The sequence below is a fragment of the Arthrobacter sp. CAU 1506 genome (genome assembly GCF_005047635.1).
GTDB lineage: Bacteria > Actinomycetota > Actinomycetes > Actinomycetales > Micrococcaceae > Crystallibacter.
Genome location: NZ_SUKC01000002.1, coordinates 37,590 through 54,430, shown reverse-complemented (window position 1 = coordinate 54,430; position 16,841 = coordinate 37,590). Strand labels below are relative to the sequence as shown.

Genomic DNA, 16,841 nt, shown 5'->3' with positions numbered 1-16,841 from the left:
GGGGGAACGGATGGATGCCATCCGGATCGTCGAGGGCGAGGTCCGCGAACTGATCCGCCAACGGGGGTTGGACCCTGCCCGCCAAGGCCCGGAGGTACGGCGTCTGGTCGAAGCAGCGGTGATTGACTATGACGAACGCTCTTTGTTGGGAACCCTTCCGCCGCTCGGGCAACTGGACCGTGCACGCAAGTACATTTTTGATGCCGTGGCCGGATTCGGACCGTTGCAGCCGCTGCTGGACGATCCCTCTATCGAAGAGATCTGGATCAACTCCCCTTCGGAGGTTTATGTAGCCAGGAGCGGCGAGTCGGAGCTGACATCGGTGACGCTCACGCAACAACAGGTGAGGGATTTGGTGGAGCGGATGCTCAAGTCCTCCGGCCGCCGTTTGGACTTGTCCTCGCCCTTTGTGGATGCCGCCCTGCCGGATGGATCCCGGCTGCATGTGGTCATTCCGGACATCACACGTCAGCACTGGGCCGTGAACGTCAGGAAGTTCATTGCACGCGCTTCCCGGTTGGAGCACTTGGTGGATCTCGGCTCGCTGACTCCCGAAGCCGCCCGGTTTCTCGCCGCGGCCGTCAGCAGCGGCCTGAACATCCTCGTGTCTGGAGCTACGCAGGCGGGGAAGACCACGATGCTCAACTGTCTGGCGGCCGCTATTGGCAGCCGGGAGCGCGTGGTCACGGTGGAGGAGATTTTCGAACTGCAATTGCCGCTGCGGGACGTCGTCGGGCTGCAGTGCCGGCAGCCGAATCTGGAAGGCGAGGGAGCCATCCCGCTGCGTCGCTTGGTGAAAGAGGCCCTGCGGATGAGACCCGACCGGCTGATTGTCGGCGAGGTCAGGGAAGCGGAAAGTCTGGACATGCTTGTGGCGCTGAACAGCGGCATGCCAGGCATGTGTACCGTCCACGCAAATAGCGCCCACGACGCAATCACCAAGATTTGTACGCTGCCGCTGCTGGCGGGCCAGAACATCTCATCCGCCTTCGTGGTCCCCACAGTGGCGTCCTGTATTGATCTTGTCGTCCATTGTGCCCGTAGGCCCGACGGCCGGAGGCACGTGGTGGAGATTGTCTCGCTGGGCCGCCGAGTGGAAAACGGCATTATCGAGACGTCCACCGTCTTCAGTCGGCAGGGCGGCAGGTTGGAAGTCAGCCCTTCCGCGAGTCCGGCCGAGGAAAAGTTTGCGCGTGCCGGATACGAGGTCATGCAGCTGCTGGAACCTGTGCCATGACGGCAGCGGCGGGACTTGTAGGCGGTATCGGGCTGTTTTTGGTGTGGTGGTCTTGCTGGGAAAAACCGCCGGCCACAGCACCGCGGCCGAAGCGGCCTGGCCGGCTCCAGCTCGTCATCAACCAGGCCGGTATCGAGAAGGTCTCGTCGAAAGCGCTCCTGGCCAGCTGTGTAGGAATGGCCGCGGCAACCTCCCTGATCGTTTTCGCGCTGACGTCATCCGGCCCGATCGCAGCCTGTTTCGGACTGTTCGGAGGCTGGCTCCCGCTCGTTCTCGTGCGCTGGAGGGCACGCCGCCGGACCGCCGCTCTCCGCGAAATCTGGCCGGACGTCGTCGACCATCTGCGGTCCGCCATCCGCGCGGGGCTGTCCCTGCCCGAGGCCCTGGTTCAGTTGGGAACGCGCGGACCGGTGGAGTTGCGGCCGGCCTTCAGCGGGTTCGCCGCCGATTACCGGGCAGGCGGTCATTTCGACGATGCTTTGGAACGGCTCAAGGCCAGGCTAGCGGATCCCGTCGCTGACCGGATTGTGGAGGCGCTGCGCATGACGCGGGAGGTCGGCGGTACCGATCTGGGCAGATTGCTCGGAACCTTGGCGGACTTCCTCCGCGACAGCGCAAGGACCCGCAGTGAGCTTGAGGCCCGGCAATCCTGGACGGTCAATGCCGCCCGGCTTGCCGTTGCTGCGCCGTGGATCATTTTGATGCTGCTGGCCACCAGGCCGGAAGCTGTGGCTGCCTACAACACGGCGCCCGGAGCCGCCGTCCTGCTGGGCGGGCTGGTGGTATCGGTGGTCTGCTATCGCGTCATGCTGCGCATCGGATCGCTCCCGGAAGAGGAGCGGGTACTCCGATGAGTCACACGGCGGCTTTGACAGTGTTGGTCGGCATTGCCCTGGGAGTGGGCCTGTGGCTGACGGCTATGCGGTTGCCGTTCTTCCGCCCCACGAGATTTGCCGATCGTATTGCGCCTCAGTTGAAGGCGATCGAACTGAAGTCCCGACTGCTGGACAGCGCGCCGGGAAATCTCACGCCGTTCGGCCCCTTGGAACGAATTTTCCGCCCGGTGCTGCGTGACTCGGTCGCTTGGCTCGGGCAATTCAATGTCGGTTCGACCTTGTTGTCGAAGCGGTTGCTGCAAGCTGGCCGCAAACAGAGCACGATGGATTTTCGCGCCGAGCAATTGATCTGGGCCGCGGCGGGCTTGCTCATTGGCATCGCGTGGACGATGACATCTGCGGCAGGAGGGTCGCTGGATCCAGTACTCGCAGTCATTCTGACCGTGGGGCTGGCCGCCGGCGGGTTCATGCTGCGGGATTATCTCTTGACCGCCCAGATTCATCGCCGCGAAGCAAAGATGCTGGCGGAATTCCCCAGCTTGGCGGAGCTGATGGCACTTGCAGTCAGCGCTGGGGAAAGCGCGACCGGTGCACTGGAGAGAGTCTGCCGCAGCGCTCACGGTGAACTGGCCGAGGAATTTGCCGTGGTGCTTGCCCAGACTCGATCCGGCACTCCGGTACTAACGGCGCTGCAGGAGTTTTCGCATCGGACCCGTTTGCCCGCGCTGGTGCGTTTCGTCGACGGGATCACGGTGGCTGTTGAACGCGGAACCCCGCTGGCCGATGTCTTGCGGGCCCAAGCGCAGGATGTACGGGATATGGCGAAACGGAATCTCATGGAGTCGGCCGGAAAGAAGGAAATTGGCATGATGGTGCCGCTCGTTTTCGGTGTTCTGCCGCTGACGGTGCTGTTTGCGGTGTATCCGGGCATTGCGCTGATCAATCTCGGATGGTGAAGCAGAGAGGAAGCCTCATGAGCCAAATCGCATACTGGGAAGGAACGAAGACATGACGAAACTATCGCTCACGGTCGTTGCCACGTTGGCGCTCTTGTGGAGCGGGGGACTGGATCGCCTGAGAAACTCGATTCGATCCGACGACGGCGAACGCGGGGATGTCCCCGGGTGGGTGATGATCACACTGATGTCGGCAGTCCTCGTGGCAGGCATCTTGGCTCTAGCGAAACCCGCCTTGGAAGGGCTGTTCAATGACGCAATCGGCCGCGTGACGCAGCCCTGACGTGGGATCGAGTCGCTGGGTCCGCCGCTTGCGGCGGTCAACCGAATGTGTGGTTTGCCGTAGTCCAAGCAATGAGCCGGGCCGCCAGACCGATCGTGGCTCGGCCAGCGTGGACTTCGTTTTGGTGGGCGGAGTCCTCACCCTGATCTTTGTGTCGATCATGCAGCTGACCTTGGTCCTGCACGTGCGCAACACACTGATTGACGCCGCAGGGTCCGGTGCCCGCTACGGAACCCTGGCCGATCGAGGCGCGGCCGACGCCCAGGAACGGACCGTTGCCTTGATCTCCGCTGCGCTGACCGACGATTACGCCCAAGATGTCCACGTTGAGGAGGTGCTCCGGTCCGGCGTGCGCACGATGCGGGTCACGGTCCGCGCGCCACTGCCGGCGCTGGGGCTTGTCGGCCCGCGCGGTGCCTTGGAAGTCCACGGTCATGCGGCGCTTCCACGCTGACTGCCTCCGCCAGCGGCTGAGGGACTGCCTGGGCGACGGACGGGGAGGCGAGGCGGGAAGTGCGGTGGTTGAGTTCGTCTTCTTGGGAACGTTGCTTTTGGTGCCGGTGGTCTACTTCGTTATCGCCGTTTCGCAGGTCCAAGCCGCCTCTTTTGCGGTGGTGAACGCGGCCGACCAAGCGGCTAAAGTGTATGCCGGATCCGACGAGGCCGCCGCTGGAAGCCAGGCCGCGCATCAGGCAGCGCTCTTTGCTGCCGGAGACTTCGGTATTGACCCGGATCAACTGGACCTCAGGATCAGCTGCGGCAACGGGGCGTGCCTGGACCCCGGCTCGACCGTTACGGCGCAAGCATCAATTTCAGTGCCCTTGCCCCTGCTGCAAGGCACTGGACTCAGCATGGCCACGGTGAACTCCTCGGCGACGCAGATTGTGGAGCGGTACGGATGACGGCCGAAGCAGCCGCGCACACCAGAGTGAGGGGCGGCCGTGCAGGAGCCGGCAAACGGCAGTGGCGGAAGGACGACGGCGGCCAAGTGATGGTTCTGCTGATCGGCTTCGTCTTATTGAGCCTGCTGATCCTGACGGTGGTGATGGGAGCATCCACCGTCTACGTCGAAACGAAGAAGCTGCTGTCCGTTGCGGACGGGGCGGCGCTGGCAGCCGCAGATACTTTTGCCTTGGCCGACGTCGAGGCTGGCTCAGGTGCTCCTGTCCCATCGTTGGACGCCGAATCCGTGCGGGGATCGGTCCTGCGCTACTTGTCAGAGACGGATGCGTACGGGAGATTCGACCAGTTGACGGTTGGCCGTGGCACCGGCTCGCCGGAGCGGCGCACGGCCCATGTCGAGCTGAGCGCGGTAGTCCGGCCACCATTGGTCAATTTCCTGGTCCCCGCGGGCATTCCGGTGACTGTATCCAGCGACGCCCGCTCCGAGCTCAGGCGCTGACACGGACGGGGAATCCGCACCGGTTCGGCTGGCTATGGCCCGGCCTGTCGTTGAGCAGTTACCGAAGCGCTTGTTGGTGGAGCTGCTCGAGGACCGTTTCGGCGGAGGCATCCAGTACGGAGATGTGCCCGCCGTCCTCAACCAGCTTCAGCTGAGCGGAAGGCAGCCGCTCGGAGAGCCAGCGCGCCGTCGCCACCGGAACATTCCGGTCCACCGTTCCGTGCCAGATGAACGCCGGCACACCAGAGTCTGCCACGGTGAAGCCCCACGGCGACGCGGCGAGCCTCATGTCGTCGCGCACTCCAGTGGTACCGTTCCGCATCGCGTCCGCGAGGAAGGCGGCGAAGCGGGGTGCGGCTCCGGACCGGGCCGCGACTGCCTGGTCCGCTTCCGGCATGCTCTTGCCGGACGCGGCGATCATCTTCTCCGGGCTGCGGGTGCCGAACTTCATGAAGGCCAGCACGGCGGACGTCAGCCGCGGGCGGTGCTGCGCGAACCTGAGGACCCGGGCGACGTCGGACGACCGGCCGTCGGCCAGTCCGGGGACGTCGGAGGGGCCGGATCCGGAGACGATGCTGACTCCGTTAAGGCGGTGCGGAATACCGTGCAGGCAGGCGAGGGCCGACGGGGTTCCCATCGAATACCCCATCACGCTGAACTTCCCCAGGCCCAGCCTGTCCGCGAATGCTTCGACGTCGTCGGCCCATTCAAGAAGGGTGCGGCCCAGTCTGGGCGTGGACCCGCCAATTCCCGGCCGGTCCACCGCCAGCAGCCGGACACCGGCCTTGGCCGCGGCCTCGCCGAGGTTGAAGAACGCGGTTTCCAGCTTGCCGCTGGGTGCCCCATGGTGGTGCAGCACCGGCGGGCCGGAGGGATCGCCAAGATCGAAGTAGGCCAACGTGCGGCCATCACCCAGAGTGCAGGACTTTTCCTCGTACACGCTTCCCCCGTTCAAACCCGCCAAAACCCGATCAGCCTAACAGCACCAAGGCCGGAAGAGCCCGCATTCTTCGGCTATAGCTGGAGTCCTGCACACCGTGGGAGCCACGTGTATGCGGCGTGTCGCAGCGGCGCCGGTGGGAGCCTTATTCCGGGGGCATTTAGAACCGAGGAAAGGAATCAGAAATGGCTGGCGGATCAGGACTGATTGAGCGGTTCTATCGGGAAGTCATGGAGGGAGGAAATCTTGATCTGATTGACGAGTTGGGCAGCGAAAACTACACGGATCATGAAGAGCCCATGCCCGGGCAGCCGTCCGGTCTGGACGGCATCAAGTTCTACGTGAAGACGTTCAGATCGGCTTTCCCGGACATCAGGGCGAAGGCCATCGAGCCCACGATGGTCGATGGAGATCTGGAGGCGGCCCGCGTTGTCCTCACCGGTACCCACCAGGGTGACCTCATGGGGACGGCTGCCACCGGCAACACGGTGGAGTTCAGCGGCATCGACATCATCCGCATCCAGGACGGGAAAGTAGTGGAGCACTGGGGCTCGACCGACATGCTGAAGCTGCTTCAGCAGACCGGCGTCGTCCAGATGTAGCTCCCACAGCTACAGACGCCGGCCGGGAGCTCGCGCCCCCGGTCGGCAGCAAGGCAAGGCCCCGTCACAGCGCGGAAGAGACGCACCGCGCTGGGATCCTCTAGAACCCTAGGGTGGATGTGGTGAGGTAGCCGAAGTACTGGCCGGACGACGGCCGAAGCGGGTCCCCGGTGAACCCGAAGCGAGGGTCCTCATTGTTGTATTGCTCGACGGCGGCAAGGAACTGTTGCATCACTGACGACCCGCCGCCTTGGCACGCCCCGCTATAGATGCAGCGGGCCACCGAGCCGGCAACTGCCGGACTCGCAAAGCTGGTGCCGTGCGCCGTGTTGTAGAGGCCGCCAGGGTAGGTAGAGGTGATGCAGACTCCGGGCCCGGCAACGGTGTGCTGCTGGTCTGCTGCTTCGGTGGCAAAGTTGGAGAAATTGGCGAAATCGTCGTCGGCGCTGGGCACAGTCCCGCCGCTGCAGATCGGAGTTGCCTCTCCGCCGGGGCGGCCGTCGTAGTCCGCCATGGCGGTGGCGGTGAGGACTTCGTCATACGTTGCCGGGACAGTGGTCGCAAAGTCCGCGGCCTCATTGCCGGCGGCAACCGTCCAGGTGATGCCCTGCTCGACCCCCTGGCAAATCATCTGGTGCAGGGGATCCACCCCGTTGCCGCAGGAGCCCTGGTCTTGGCCGGGCCCGCCGATGCTGATGTTGACCACCTGGATGTCATTCTGCTGGTCCGAGTCCGTGCGGGTGGAGACCACCCAGTCGGCGGCGCACAACAGCGCGGCCTCTGAGATCGTGCCGCTGTCAGACATCACCCGGACGGACCAGAGCGGGGCGCCGTAGGCGGTGCCGATCACTCCAAAGGTGTTGTTCTTCGCGGCGATAACGCCGGCAACCATCGTTCCGTGGCCGTTGTGGTCAACGGGAGTAACTTCGACGGCGGTGCCAGACGAGCAATCCACGCCGCCAACGACGTTCAGGTCCGGGTGCGAGCTGTCGATGCCGGTGTCGATGACTGCGGTGTTGACCGAGATCTCCGTCCCGTTGTCAGCTGCCTCGTCCTCTGTGCCGCCGACCCGCAGCCACCACGTTGGCAGGAACCCGGTGACCGCGGGTGGCTCAGGGCCATCCGCTTCGTCGTCGGCCAAGGTGAATTTCCGCTCCGGAGCGATGAATGCAATGGCGGGATCGGCGCCGAGCTCTGCTTCCTCCGCGGACGTCATGGTCCCCGAGTAGCCTTTCAGCCCGTGCTCATAGGTGCTGGAGAGCGTGAACCCGTATTTCTTCTGCTGCGCTGCGGCGGTGGAGTCGACATTCGTGACGTTGTCCTTGAGGACGACGGTGTAGCCACTTTCTTCCTCAGCTGCTGCTGGGCCGGACGCGGCGACAATGGTTGCGGCGGCCAAGACCAGCGCGCTGAAAGCCCCCAATAGGTTTCGAAATCTTTTTGTATGCGGCGGCCGGCTTTCCTGCCGGCTTTCGGGCTTGTGCCGCTGTCGCCGGCTTTGAGCCGGACGGTGACTTTGACTGGACATTGCAGCCTCCCCACAAGGTGGAATGTAAATCAGGATGCCCTCGTCCCCGTACGCGGCGCGTGAACAACCTGCACCTTCGCACTCCCAAAGGTTATTGCAAGCAACGCGCGGGAGCTAGAGGCAGGCAGGAAGAGCGGGCAAGTTTTGCCGCGGTAGCAACGGGATCGGCCACGGGGGCCTGTGCCGTGACACCGCAGCCGCCGGGGCTACGCGTGGAGGAGCCCGGACGAAGGCCAGACCCGCCGGGGGAGAGGATTCCTCGCCATGGCGTACGCTTGAAGAACCATGGCTGAGATCGACTTTCCCGCTGAAATCCGCGCATTGCGCGCCACGTATGACTCCATTGAAGCAGTCTCCGATGTGGAGACGATCCGCAAGGACATCGCCGAGCTGAGCGAGCAGGCGGGCGTGCCGGATCTGTGGGACGACCCGGCCGCGGCGCAGAAGATCACGTCCAAACTCTCGCACCGCCAGAGCGAACTGGAGCGGCTGGAGAAGCTCGCCGCGCGGATCGACGATCTTGAGGTCCTGGTGGAACTGGGCCAGGACGCCGGCGACGAAGACTCCATGGCGGAGGCCGCCAGCGAACTGAATGCGCTCAAGAAGGCACTATCCGAACTCGAAGTCGTCACCTTGCTGTCGGGGGAGTATGACGAGCGCGAGGCCGTGGTGACCATCCGTTCCGGCGCCGGTGGCGTTGACGCTGCCGACTTCGCGGAAATGCTGATGCGTATGTACCTGCGGTGGGCCGAACGCCATGGTTATGCAACGCAGGTGCTGGACACGTCCTATGCCGAAGAGGCCGGGCTGAAGTCGGCCACCTTTGAAGTCAAGGCACCGTTCGCCTTCGGCACGCTCTCGGTGGAGGCAGGCACCCACCGCCTGGTCCGGATCAGCCCGTTCGACAACCAGGGCCGCCGCCAGACCTCGTTCGCCGCCGTCGAAGTCATTCCGCTGATTGAACAGACCGACTCGATCGACATCCCGGACAACGAGATCAAGGTGGATGTGTTCCGCTCCTCGGGTCCGGGCGGCCAGTCGGTGAACACCACCGACTCCGCCGTGCGGCTGACCCACCTTCCCACCGGAATTGTGGTGTCGATGCAGAACGAAAAGTCGCAGATCCAGAACCGCGCCGCCGCCTTGCGCGTGCTGCAGTCCCGGCTGCTGCTGCTGAAGAAGGAGCAGCAGGATGCGGAGAAGAAGGCGCTCGCCGGCGACGTCAAGGCCTCGTGGGGCGACCAGATGCGCTCCTACGTGCTGAACCCCTACCAAATGGTCAAGGACCTGCGCACCGAACATGAGGTCGGGAACACCGGTGCCGTCCTGGACGGCGAGATCGACGACTTCATCGATGCCGGCATCCGCTGGCGCGCCAACAGCCGCAACGCGGAAAACTAACCCAACGTCGTACGAAAGCCCGGCAGCTCCCTCTGGAGCAGCCGGGCTTTCGCCGTCAAGGGGTTGATCCTCCCGGGATCTGAGGCCCGCGGAAGGTGCCTCGACGGCGTCACCTCGGGTCCGCAGCCGATCTCCTGACGAGGTCCGCATCCAGCCTTCGATCGAGCTCTGCAACCGAATCGTGACCTAGCCCGCGGGCGCCGTTATTGACACTGCTGTGAGCCGCGCCATAGATTATCCGTAATCTGAATCACCTTTCAGGTTTGGATGACCCGACCATCAGGTTCAGACAGTTCCAGTTTTCTCCTCAGCAGATTCTTTAACGAAAGGCATCGCCAGTGAAGGCAACAAAGAAGTTCCTGATGGCCGCAGCACTGGCCACCGGACTTGCCGTGAGCGCATGCGCGCCGACAACCGGCGGCGATACTGCCGGTGCGGCCGGCGAGGCGAGCAGTGCGCCCGAAAGCATCAACGTGGGCATCGTCTATTCCGAATCCGGCCCGCTCGCCGCCTATGGCGCGGCCTACCACGCTGGCCTGCAGGCCGGCATCGACTATGCCACCGAGGGCACCGGCGAGGTCAACGGCACCAAGCTGAACCTGACCTACCACGACGACGGCGGCGACCCCGACAAGGCGGTCAACGTCGCCAAGGACCTGATCGGCAAGGACTACAAGATCCTGGCCGGCACCGTAGTCTCAGGCATTGCGCTCAAGCTCGCCGAGCAGGCCGCGCAGAACAAGGTGCTGTACGTTTCCGGGCCGGCCGCCACCGACGCGCTGCAGGGCATCAACGAGTACACCTTCCGTTCCGGCCGCCAGAGCCTGCAGGACGTGGCGACCGCCGGTACGTTCGTGGATGACCTGAAGGGCAAGAAGGTCGTGGTGTTCGGCCAGGACAACGCGTTCGGCCAGGGCAACCTCACCGCCGTCAAGGCCGTCCTCGGCGAGCAGGGTGCCGAAGTCGACGACGTCCTGGTGCCCGAAGACGCCACCGAATTCACCCCGTTCGCCCGCCAGCTCATCGATGCCAAGCCCGATCTGGTCTTCGTCGCCTGGGCCGGCGCCACCTCGGGTTCCATGTGGCAGGCACTGAGCCAGCAGGGCGCGTTTGACGCCGCTCCGATCGTGACCGGCCTGGGCGACGCCGCCACCTTCGGTGCTTACGGCGCCGCTTCGGACAAGATCAGCTTCCTGAACCATTACTTCCCCGGCGCAGCCGGAAACGACGTGGAGAAGGCCATGATCGAAAAGGTCGAAGCCGAGGGCAAGAAGGCCGACCTGTTCACCCCGGACGGCTTCGTTGCCGGCCAGATGATTGTCCAGGCCGTGAAGGAAGGCGGGAATGACGTCGACGCCATGGTTGCCGCGCTGGAGGGCTACACCTTCGACGGCCCCAAGGGCGAGACGACCGTCCGCGCTTCCGACCACGCGCTGGTGCAGGAGATGTACCAGGCCAAGCTGGTGGAGCAGGGCGGCGACTGGGTGCCCGAGCTGATCAAGGCGATTCCGGCCGACGCAGTGGCTCCGCCGGAAGCCAAGTAACCGCAGCCGCACCGCTCCGGCGACCGGTACTGCACCTCCAGAGGCGCCGCCCGACCCACGTGGCGGGCGGCGTCCCTGGGGTTGGACCCCCCCCTGCAACAACCACGGTCCGCGACCGCACAGAAAGTGACATGATGACCTCCCCAGATCAGCCCGCGCTCCTGGTGCACGGCCTCGGCCTGCAGATCGGCGGCGCCCGCATCCTCGAGGATGTCGGATTCTCCGTGGCGACCGGCGAAATGGTTGGCGTGATCGGCCCCAACGGTGCCGGCAAAACCACGTTGTTCAATCTCATCTCCGGTGTGCTCAAGCCGACCGAAGGAGCCGTCAAGCTCAACGGCGCGGACGTCACCTCGGCGTCGATCCACCACCGGGCACGGGCCGGGCTGGGCCGGACGTTCCAGACCTCCAGCCTGTTTCCGCGGCTGAGCGTGCTGGAAAACGTCCGGCTGGCAGCGCAGGCCGCTCTCGGCGGAAGCCTGTCGGTTTTCCGGTTCCCATCGCGGACGGATTCCGCAACGTCGGTCGCCCAGCAGAATGTGGCCGAGGTCGGACTGGAGGACAAGCTGCATACCGCCGCCGGAGACCTCTCCCACGGCGACAAGCGCAAGGTGGAAATCGCCATGCTCCTGGCCGGCGATCCCGCCGTCATCCTGTTGGACGAGCCGATGGCCGGCGTGGCCTCCGGCGACGTCCCGGGACTCAGTGCGATTATCCGCCGGATGCACCGCGACCGCGGCTGCACGGTGATGATGGTGGAGCACCACATGGACGTGGTCCTCGGGCTGGTGGACCGGGTGGCTGTGATGCACCACGGCAAGCTGCTGGCCATTGACACCCCGGACGCGGTGATGGCCAATCCCACCGTCCAGAGCGCCTACCTGGGAGAACCCGTATGAGCCAGCAACCGCAGCCCCATCCGGAAGCAGCGAACCCCGCAGCAACCGGCGGCCCGGCCCCGGCCACAGCCCAGACCGCAGCGCAGTCCACGACCCAGGCCACGGCCCTGCACCCGGCGGCACCGCAGCCCGGCCACGCCCGCCCGGTACTGGAGATTGCCGGCCTGACCGCCCACATCGCCGGCCAGCAGGTGGTGGAAGACGTCAGCTTCTCCGTGCCGGCCACCGGCATCACCGCCCTGCTCGGACGCAACGGCGTGGGCAAGACCAGCACCATCAAGGCCGTCATCGGCCTGATCTCCCGCACCGGCAGCGTCACGCTGGACGGGGAGCGGATCGACAAGGAACCAACGTTCAAGATCATCCGCCGCGGCGTCGGCTACGTCCCCGAGGACCGGGAGGTCTTCTCCAAGCTCACCGTGGCGGAGAACCTGCGGCTGGCCGAACGGGACGCCTCTCCGCGCCGCCAACTGGTGGAGGAACTCTTCCCCGACCTGCTCAAGCGCGCCTCGCAGATGGCCGGCACGCTCTCCGGCGGGCAGCAGCAGATGGTCTCGCTGGCGCGGGCGCTGCTGAACGAGAACAAGCTGCTGCTGATCGACGAACCCACTAAGGGCCTGGCACCCAAGATCGTGCAGGAAGTCGCCGAGACGTTGGAACGGGCCGCGGAAACGGTGCCGATCCTGCTGGTGGAACAGAACCTGCAGGTGGTCCGCCAGCTGGCGGCCGGAGCGGTAGTGCTCTCCGGCGGAAAGGTGGTCCACACCACCGACAGCGCGCTGGGTTTCCTGGACAACGAAGACCTGACCCAGCGGCTGCTGGGCGTCCACGCCGACGCAGGGCACGGCGAAGAAGCCGACCGGAACGGAGCGCAGAAGTGAGCACCATCGTCTTGCTGACCGTCACCGGCCTAGGCCTGGGCGCGCTGTACTTCCTGGTGGCCTCCGGGCTGAGCCTGATCTACGGCCTGATGGGCGTGCTGAACTTCGCGCACGGCTCCTTCCTGACGCTGGGCGCATTCGCCGGCTGGGAATTCGCCCGCCGTGCCGGCGCGGACAACTGGTGGACCTTCCTCGGCTCGCTCCTGGTGGGTGCCGTGGTGGGTGCGCTGTTTGCCGCCTTCACCGAGTTTGTGCTGATCCGCAGGCTGTATGAGCGGCACATCGAACAGGTGCTGGTCACCGTCGGCCTCTCGCTGGCCTCGGTCGCACTGTTCGACGGCATCTGGGGCACCGACACGATCCACATCTCCGGCCCGGCCTGGTTCCGCGAGACCACGGGCATCCTCGGTGCGCAGATCGCGAACGACCGCTTCGTGGCCATCATCGCCGCCGTGATCGTGCTGCTGGGCCTGGTGTTCTTCCTCAAGCGCACCCGCTACGGCATGATCATCCGCGCCGGCGTGGAAAGCCGCTCCATGGTCACCGCGCTGGGCATCGACGTCCGCAAAGCCTTCACCCTGGTCTTCGCCATCGGAGGCGCCGCGGCAGGCCTGGGCGGCGTACTGGCCAGCCACTACTTCCAGTACGTCTCGCCGTTGCTGGGCGGTTCGCTGCTGATCTTCGCCTTCATCGTTACCGTGATCGGCGGCCTGGGCTCGCTCACCGGCGCGGCCATCGCGTCCGTGGTGGTGGCACTGCTGCAACAGTTCGCCAACTTCTACCTCAACGGCACCGGGGATTTCGTCGTCGTCGTGGCCCTGGCCCTTGTCCTGCTCTTCCGGCCCTCCGGCCTGCTCGGGAGGAAATCATGACCACCAGCAAGACCGACCCGCAGTCCGAAGCACAGCCGGACCCGCAGCAGGCCACCGCCGGCTCCGCCGCGCAGGGCGCCACAGCCGCCACAGCCGCGGGGCAGCGGCGCAACCGAAAAGGCCAGCACGACGGCGGTGCTGCCGCCGGCGGCCGCACCCTGCTCAAGTGGGGTGCCGGCGGGGCCGGGGTTGTCCTGCTGGCGCTGCTGCCGCTGCTGAACCTGTCCCTGCCGGGCGTGCTGCCCGGGCCCACCTACACGCCGGGGTCGCTGCAGCTGCTCGCCATGTGCATGCTGATGGCCGCTGCGGCGCTGAGCTACCACCTGCTGCTGGGCGTCACCGGGCTGCTGTCCTTCGGCCACGCGCTGTATTTCGGTGCCGGGGTGTACGGGCTCGGCGTCATCCTGGACACGTTCGACATCCCGCTGTTGCCGGCCATGGGCTTGACCCTGCTGCTGGTGATCGTGCTGGCCCACGTGGTCGGCGCGGTGGGGCTGCGCGTCACCGGCATCCCGTTCGCCATGGTGACGCTGGCCTTCGCCGAGGCCGGCCACGTGCTGGTCGGCCGCAACCCGGGCCAGGCCACCGGCGGCGAAGAGGGCCTGACCCTGGCCACCGATAACCTGCCCGAAGCCCTGCTGGGCGTGGCCAACACCCGCAACCTGTACTGGCTGGCGCTGATCGTGCTGCTGGTGGTCTTCGCCGTGGTGACCTGGGTGCAGTTCAGCCGGGCCGGCCATGTAGCCGCGGCCGTGCGGGAGAACGAACTGCGGGTGCGGGTGATCGGCCTGCAGCCCTACCTGATCAAGCTGCTGGTGTTCGTGGTGGGCGGCGTGCTGGCATCGGCGGTGGGCATGGTCTACCTGCTGCTGCAGTCCGGGGCCGTGCCGCGCAGCCTGTCCGCCGACTTCACCATCACCCTGCTGGTCATGGTGGTGCTCGGCGGCGTGGGGTCGCGCTGGGGCGCCATCATCGGCGGCGTGTTCTACACGCTGCTGGACCAGCGGCTCACATCGCTGGCGCAGTCGGAGGCCATCGCCGGACTGCCGGACATCCTGCGGATTCCGCTCTCCGAGCCGCTGTTCATCCTCGGTACACTGTTCATTCTGGTGGTCCTCTTCCTGCCCGGCGGCATCACCGGAGCGGTGCAGCGGGCCACCCTCAGCCGCGGCCAGCGCCGCCAGGCAGCCGCCCGGCAGCGCCAAGCACTGGAGAATGCCGAGTGAACCAACAGCACAACCTGCAGGACGGGCTCCACACCCTGGGCCGCTGGACCGCGGACCGTGCCGTGTCCACACCGGACCGGGTGGCCATCGACGACCGCGGCGTAGTCCTGCGCTACCGCGAGCTCGACGCCCGGGCCGTTGCACTGGCCGGCCGGCTGCGCGCCGCCGGCTACGGGGTGGGGGACCGGATCGCCACCCTGACCGGCAACTCCGCCGACCACGTGGTGCTGTTCTTCGCCTGCGCCAAGGCCGGGCTGGTCCTGGTGCCGCTGTCCTGGCGGCTGTCGCCGCGGGAGATCGCCGAGCAGCTGCAGCTGGCCGACCCGGCGCTGCTGCTGGTGGAGCACGAGTTCGATGCGCTCGCCGCGGCCGCCGCCGCGATGCTGCCGCTGCCGCCGCGCACCGCGGCGCCCGGACCTTCCGGGGTGGAGCGGCAGGTACCGGGTCCCACCCGGCGGGCCGCAGGCACCGTGGCCCAGGCCGCAGTGCAGCGGGACGTGCACGACGACAATGCGCTCCTGATGATTTTCACGTCCGGCACGGAGGGGCAGAGCAAGGCCGCCATCCTCACGCATGCCAACTGTTTCTGGACCAACCTCTCGCTGTCCCGGACCATGGAGCTGTCCAGTGCCGATGTGGTGCTGGCGGCGCTGCCGCAGTTCCATGTGGGCGGCTGGAACATCCAGCCGCTGCTGGCCTGGTGGACCGGAGCCACGGTGGTGCTGGAACGGACCTTTGATGCAGGCCGGGTGCTGCAGCTGATCGCCGAACGCAAGGTCACCACCATGATGGGCGTGCCCGCGCAATACGCCATGCTGGCCGAGCATCCGGACTTCGCGTCCGCCGACCTCTCCAGCCTGCAGCACGCCATCGTCGGCGGGGCGTCCATGCCGGCACCGCTGCTGCGGATCTGGCACAAGCGCGGCGTGGCGCTGAGCCAGGGCTACGGGCTGACCGAGGCATCGCCGAACGTGCTCTGCCTGCCCAATGAAGATGCCGCGTCCATGATCGGCTACGCGGGCAAGCCGTACCCGCACGTCAGTGTGGCGGTGGCGGACCCGGTTACCGGCCAGATCCTGCCGGGCGAGGCCACCGGCGAGCTGCTGGTCTCGGGGCCGGGCGTCTTCGCCGGCTACTTCCGTAATCCGGAGGCCACGGCGGCGGCGCTCGCCGGCGGCTGGCTGCGCACCGGGGACCTGGTGGAACGCACCGCGGACGGCTTCTACCGGATCGTGGACCGGATCAAGGACCTGTATATCTCCGGCGGCGAGAACGTGGCGCCGGCCCAGGTGGAGCAGGCCCTGCTGACGCACCCCGCGGTGGCGGAGGCCGCCGTCGTCGGGGTCCCCGACCCACGCTGGGGCGAGACGGGACTGGCCTACGTGGTGGTCCGCCAGGGCCGGATCACCGACGCCGAAGAGCTGGCCGAGCACTGCAAGGCGCAGTTGGCCTCCTTCAAGGTGCCCGGACGTTTTGACTTTGTACCCACCCTGCCGCGGACGGCACTGAACAAGGTGGCGCGGGGCCGGCTGCGGCAGGCCGCGCTGCAGCCCGAGCACGCCGGATCGGCCGCGGCGTCTGCAGGATCGGAGCAGGAAGCATGAGCGCTGCACCACGCACCGCCCGGGGCACCCGGACCCGCGCCAAGCTGCTGGCCGCGGCGGAGACCGTGTTCGCCTCGGTGGGCTACCACGACGCCTCGATCGTCAAGATCACCGAGCAGGCCGACGTCGGACTGGGCACGTTTTACCTCTACTTCCAGGGCAAGCAGGCGATCTTCGACGAAGTGGTCGAGGACCTCAACCGGCGGGTCCGCCATGCGATGACCGAGGCCGCCAAATCGGCCGGCAACCGGATGGAGGCCGAGCGCGCCGGCTTCAAGGCGTTCTTCCGCTTCACCGCGGAGCATCCCGCGCTCTACCGGATTGTCCGGCAGGCCGAGTTCGTCTCGCCGGGCGCGCTGCGGATGCACTACACCCGGATTGTCAACGGCTACATCGAGGGGCTCAAGGCGGCGCAGGCCACCGGCGACGTCCGGCCGATGGACCCGGACGTGGCGGCCTGGGCGCTGATGGGCATCGGCGAGCTGATCGGCATGCGCTGGGTGCTCTGGGAGGACGACGACGGTGCGCAGCCCGTTCCGCGGGAAGTGCCAGACCATGTTTTTGAAGAAATGATGCAGTTTATCGAGCGGGCGCTGGCCCCCGGACAACCGCACGGGACGGAAGGATAAC

Annotated in this window: 18 protein-coding genes; 16 read left to right on the top strand and 2 right to left on the bottom strand. The window is 66.3% G+C overall.

All coding sequences use genetic code 11. The features are described 5' to 3' along the window. Positions 1–10: 10 nt before the first annotated feature. From E4J89_RS02975 to E4J89_RS02945, 7 genes are all read left to right on the top strand, one after another. On the top strand, positions 11–1,237 hold the full coding sequence (locus E4J89_RS02975; RefSeq protein ID WP_136784634.1) for an ATPase, T2SS/T4P/T4SS family: 1,227 nt from the start codon (positions 11–13) through the stop codon (positions 1,235–1,237). Beyond that, on the top strand, positions 1,234–2,091 hold the full coding sequence (locus tag E4J89_RS02970; protein WP_136784633.1) for a type II secretion system F family protein: 858 nt from the start codon (positions 1,234–1,236) through the stop codon (positions 2,089–2,091). The genes E4J89_RS02975 and E4J89_RS02970 overlap by 4 nt, the downstream gene beginning before the upstream one ends. Beyond that, positions 2,088–3,029: a type II secretion system F family protein gene (locus E4J89_RS02965; protein ID WP_136784632.1), complete on the top strand. Its 942-nt coding sequence runs from the start codon at positions 2,088–2,090 to the stop codon at positions 3,027–3,029. Before E4J89_RS02970 ends, E4J89_RS02965 begins: the two co-directional genes overlap by 4 nt. A gap of 52 nt (positions 3,030–3,081) precedes the next feature. Beyond that, positions 3,082–3,312, top strand: a complete 231-nt coding sequence (locus E4J89_RS02960; RefSeq protein WP_240691671.1) for a hypothetical protein — start codon at positions 3,082–3,084, stop codon at positions 3,310–3,312. Positions 3,313–3,421: 109 nt separating this feature from the next. Next, positions 3,422–3,766: a TadE family protein gene (locus E4J89_RS02955; RefSeq protein WP_240691670.1), complete on the top strand. Its 345-nt coding sequence runs from the start codon at positions 3,422–3,424 to the stop codon at positions 3,764–3,766. Between the two features lie 64 nt (positions 3,767–3,830). Beyond that, positions 3,831–4,214 (top strand): hypothetical protein, encoded by a 384-nt coding sequence (locus E4J89_RS02950; RefSeq protein ID WP_240691669.1) that lies wholly within the window; start codon positions 3,831–3,833, stop codon positions 4,212–4,214. After that, a complete protein-coding gene (locus E4J89_RS02945) occupies positions 4,211–4,714 on the top strand; it encodes a pilus assembly protein TadG-related protein (RefSeq protein ID WP_240691668.1) in 504 nt (167 codons plus the stop codon). Before E4J89_RS02950 ends, E4J89_RS02945 begins: the two co-directional genes overlap by 4 nt. Positions 4,715–4,772: 58 nt before the next feature. Here E4J89_RS02945 and E4J89_RS02940 read toward each other — a convergent pair whose 3' ends face one another. Further along, on the bottom strand, positions 4,773–5,654 hold the full coding sequence (locus tag E4J89_RS02940; RefSeq protein ID WP_169303910.1) for an alpha/beta hydrolase: 882 nt from the start codon (positions 5,652–5,654) through the stop codon (positions 4,773–4,775). Positions 5,655–5,839: 185 nt separating this feature from the next. Here E4J89_RS02940 and E4J89_RS02935 point away from each other — a divergent pair, with 185 nt between their 5' ends. Further along, a complete protein-coding gene (locus E4J89_RS02935; RefSeq protein ID WP_136784629.1) occupies positions 5,840–6,256 on the top strand; it encodes an ester cyclase in 417 nt (138 codons plus the stop codon). A 100-nt stretch (positions 6,257–6,356) separates the two neighbouring features. Here E4J89_RS02935 and E4J89_RS02930 read toward each other — a convergent pair whose 3' ends face one another. Then, entirely contained in the window at positions 6,357–7,679 is a 1,323-nt protein-coding gene (locus E4J89_RS02930; RefSeq protein WP_240691667.1) for a S8 family serine peptidase, read from the bottom strand. Positions 7,680–8,069: 390 nt separating this feature from the next. Between E4J89_RS02930 and prfB the strand changes: the two genes are divergently transcribed. The 8 genes from prfB to E4J89_RS02890 all read left to right on the top strand — a co-directional run bounded on the left by prfB (position 8,070) and on the right by E4J89_RS02890 (position 16,840). Continuing rightward, positions 8,070–9,185, top strand: coding sequence for a peptide chain release factor 2 (prfB, locus tag E4J89_RS02925; RefSeq protein ID WP_136784627.1), 1,116 nt, complete (start codon positions 8,070–8,072; stop codon positions 9,183–9,185). A gap of 338 nt (positions 9,186–9,523) precedes the next feature. Then, positions 9,524–10,729 carry a substrate-binding domain-containing protein gene (locus tag E4J89_RS02920; RefSeq protein ID WP_136784626.1) on the top strand — a complete coding sequence of 402 codons (1,206 nt, stop codon included), beginning with the start codon at positions 9,524–9,526 and terminating at the stop codon, positions 10,727–10,729. Between the two features lie 134 nt (positions 10,730–10,863). Continuing rightward, positions 10,864–11,628, top strand: coding sequence for an ABC transporter ATP-binding protein (locus tag E4J89_RS02915; RefSeq protein ID WP_136784625.1), 765 nt, complete (start codon positions 10,864–10,866; stop codon positions 11,626–11,628). Further along, positions 11,625–12,509 carry an ABC transporter ATP-binding protein gene (locus E4J89_RS02910; protein WP_136784624.1) on the top strand — a complete coding sequence of 295 codons (885 nt, stop codon included), beginning with the start codon at positions 11,625–11,627 and terminating at the stop codon, positions 12,507–12,509. The genes E4J89_RS02915 and E4J89_RS02910 overlap by 4 nt, the downstream gene beginning before the upstream one ends. Next, the gene (locus E4J89_RS02905; RefSeq protein WP_136784623.1) at positions 12,506–13,381 is read left to right on the top strand and encodes a branched-chain amino acid ABC transporter permease; all 876 of its coding nucleotides are present in this window, start codon (positions 12,506–12,508) and stop codon (positions 13,379–13,381) included. The genes E4J89_RS02910 and E4J89_RS02905 overlap by 4 nt, the downstream gene beginning before the upstream one ends. After that, complete coding sequence (locus tag E4J89_RS02900) at positions 13,378–14,607, top strand: branched-chain amino acid ABC transporter permease (RefSeq protein WP_240691666.1); 1,230 nt, start codon at positions 13,378–13,380, stop codon at positions 14,605–14,607. The genes E4J89_RS02905 and E4J89_RS02900 overlap by 4 nt, the downstream gene beginning before the upstream one ends. Beyond that, the gene (locus E4J89_RS02895; protein ID WP_240691665.1) at positions 14,604–16,211 is read left to right on the top strand and encodes an AMP-binding protein; all 1,608 of its coding nucleotides are present in this window, start codon (positions 14,604–14,606) and stop codon (positions 16,209–16,211) included. The genes E4J89_RS02900 and E4J89_RS02895 overlap by 4 nt, the downstream gene beginning before the upstream one ends. Next, positions 16,208–16,840: a TetR/AcrR family transcriptional regulator gene (locus E4J89_RS02890; protein WP_136784622.1), complete on the top strand. Its 633-nt coding sequence runs from the start codon at positions 16,208–16,210 to the stop codon at positions 16,838–16,840. Before E4J89_RS02895 ends, E4J89_RS02890 begins: the two co-directional genes overlap by 4 nt. The last annotated feature ends 1 nt before the right edge of the window (position 16,841 follow it).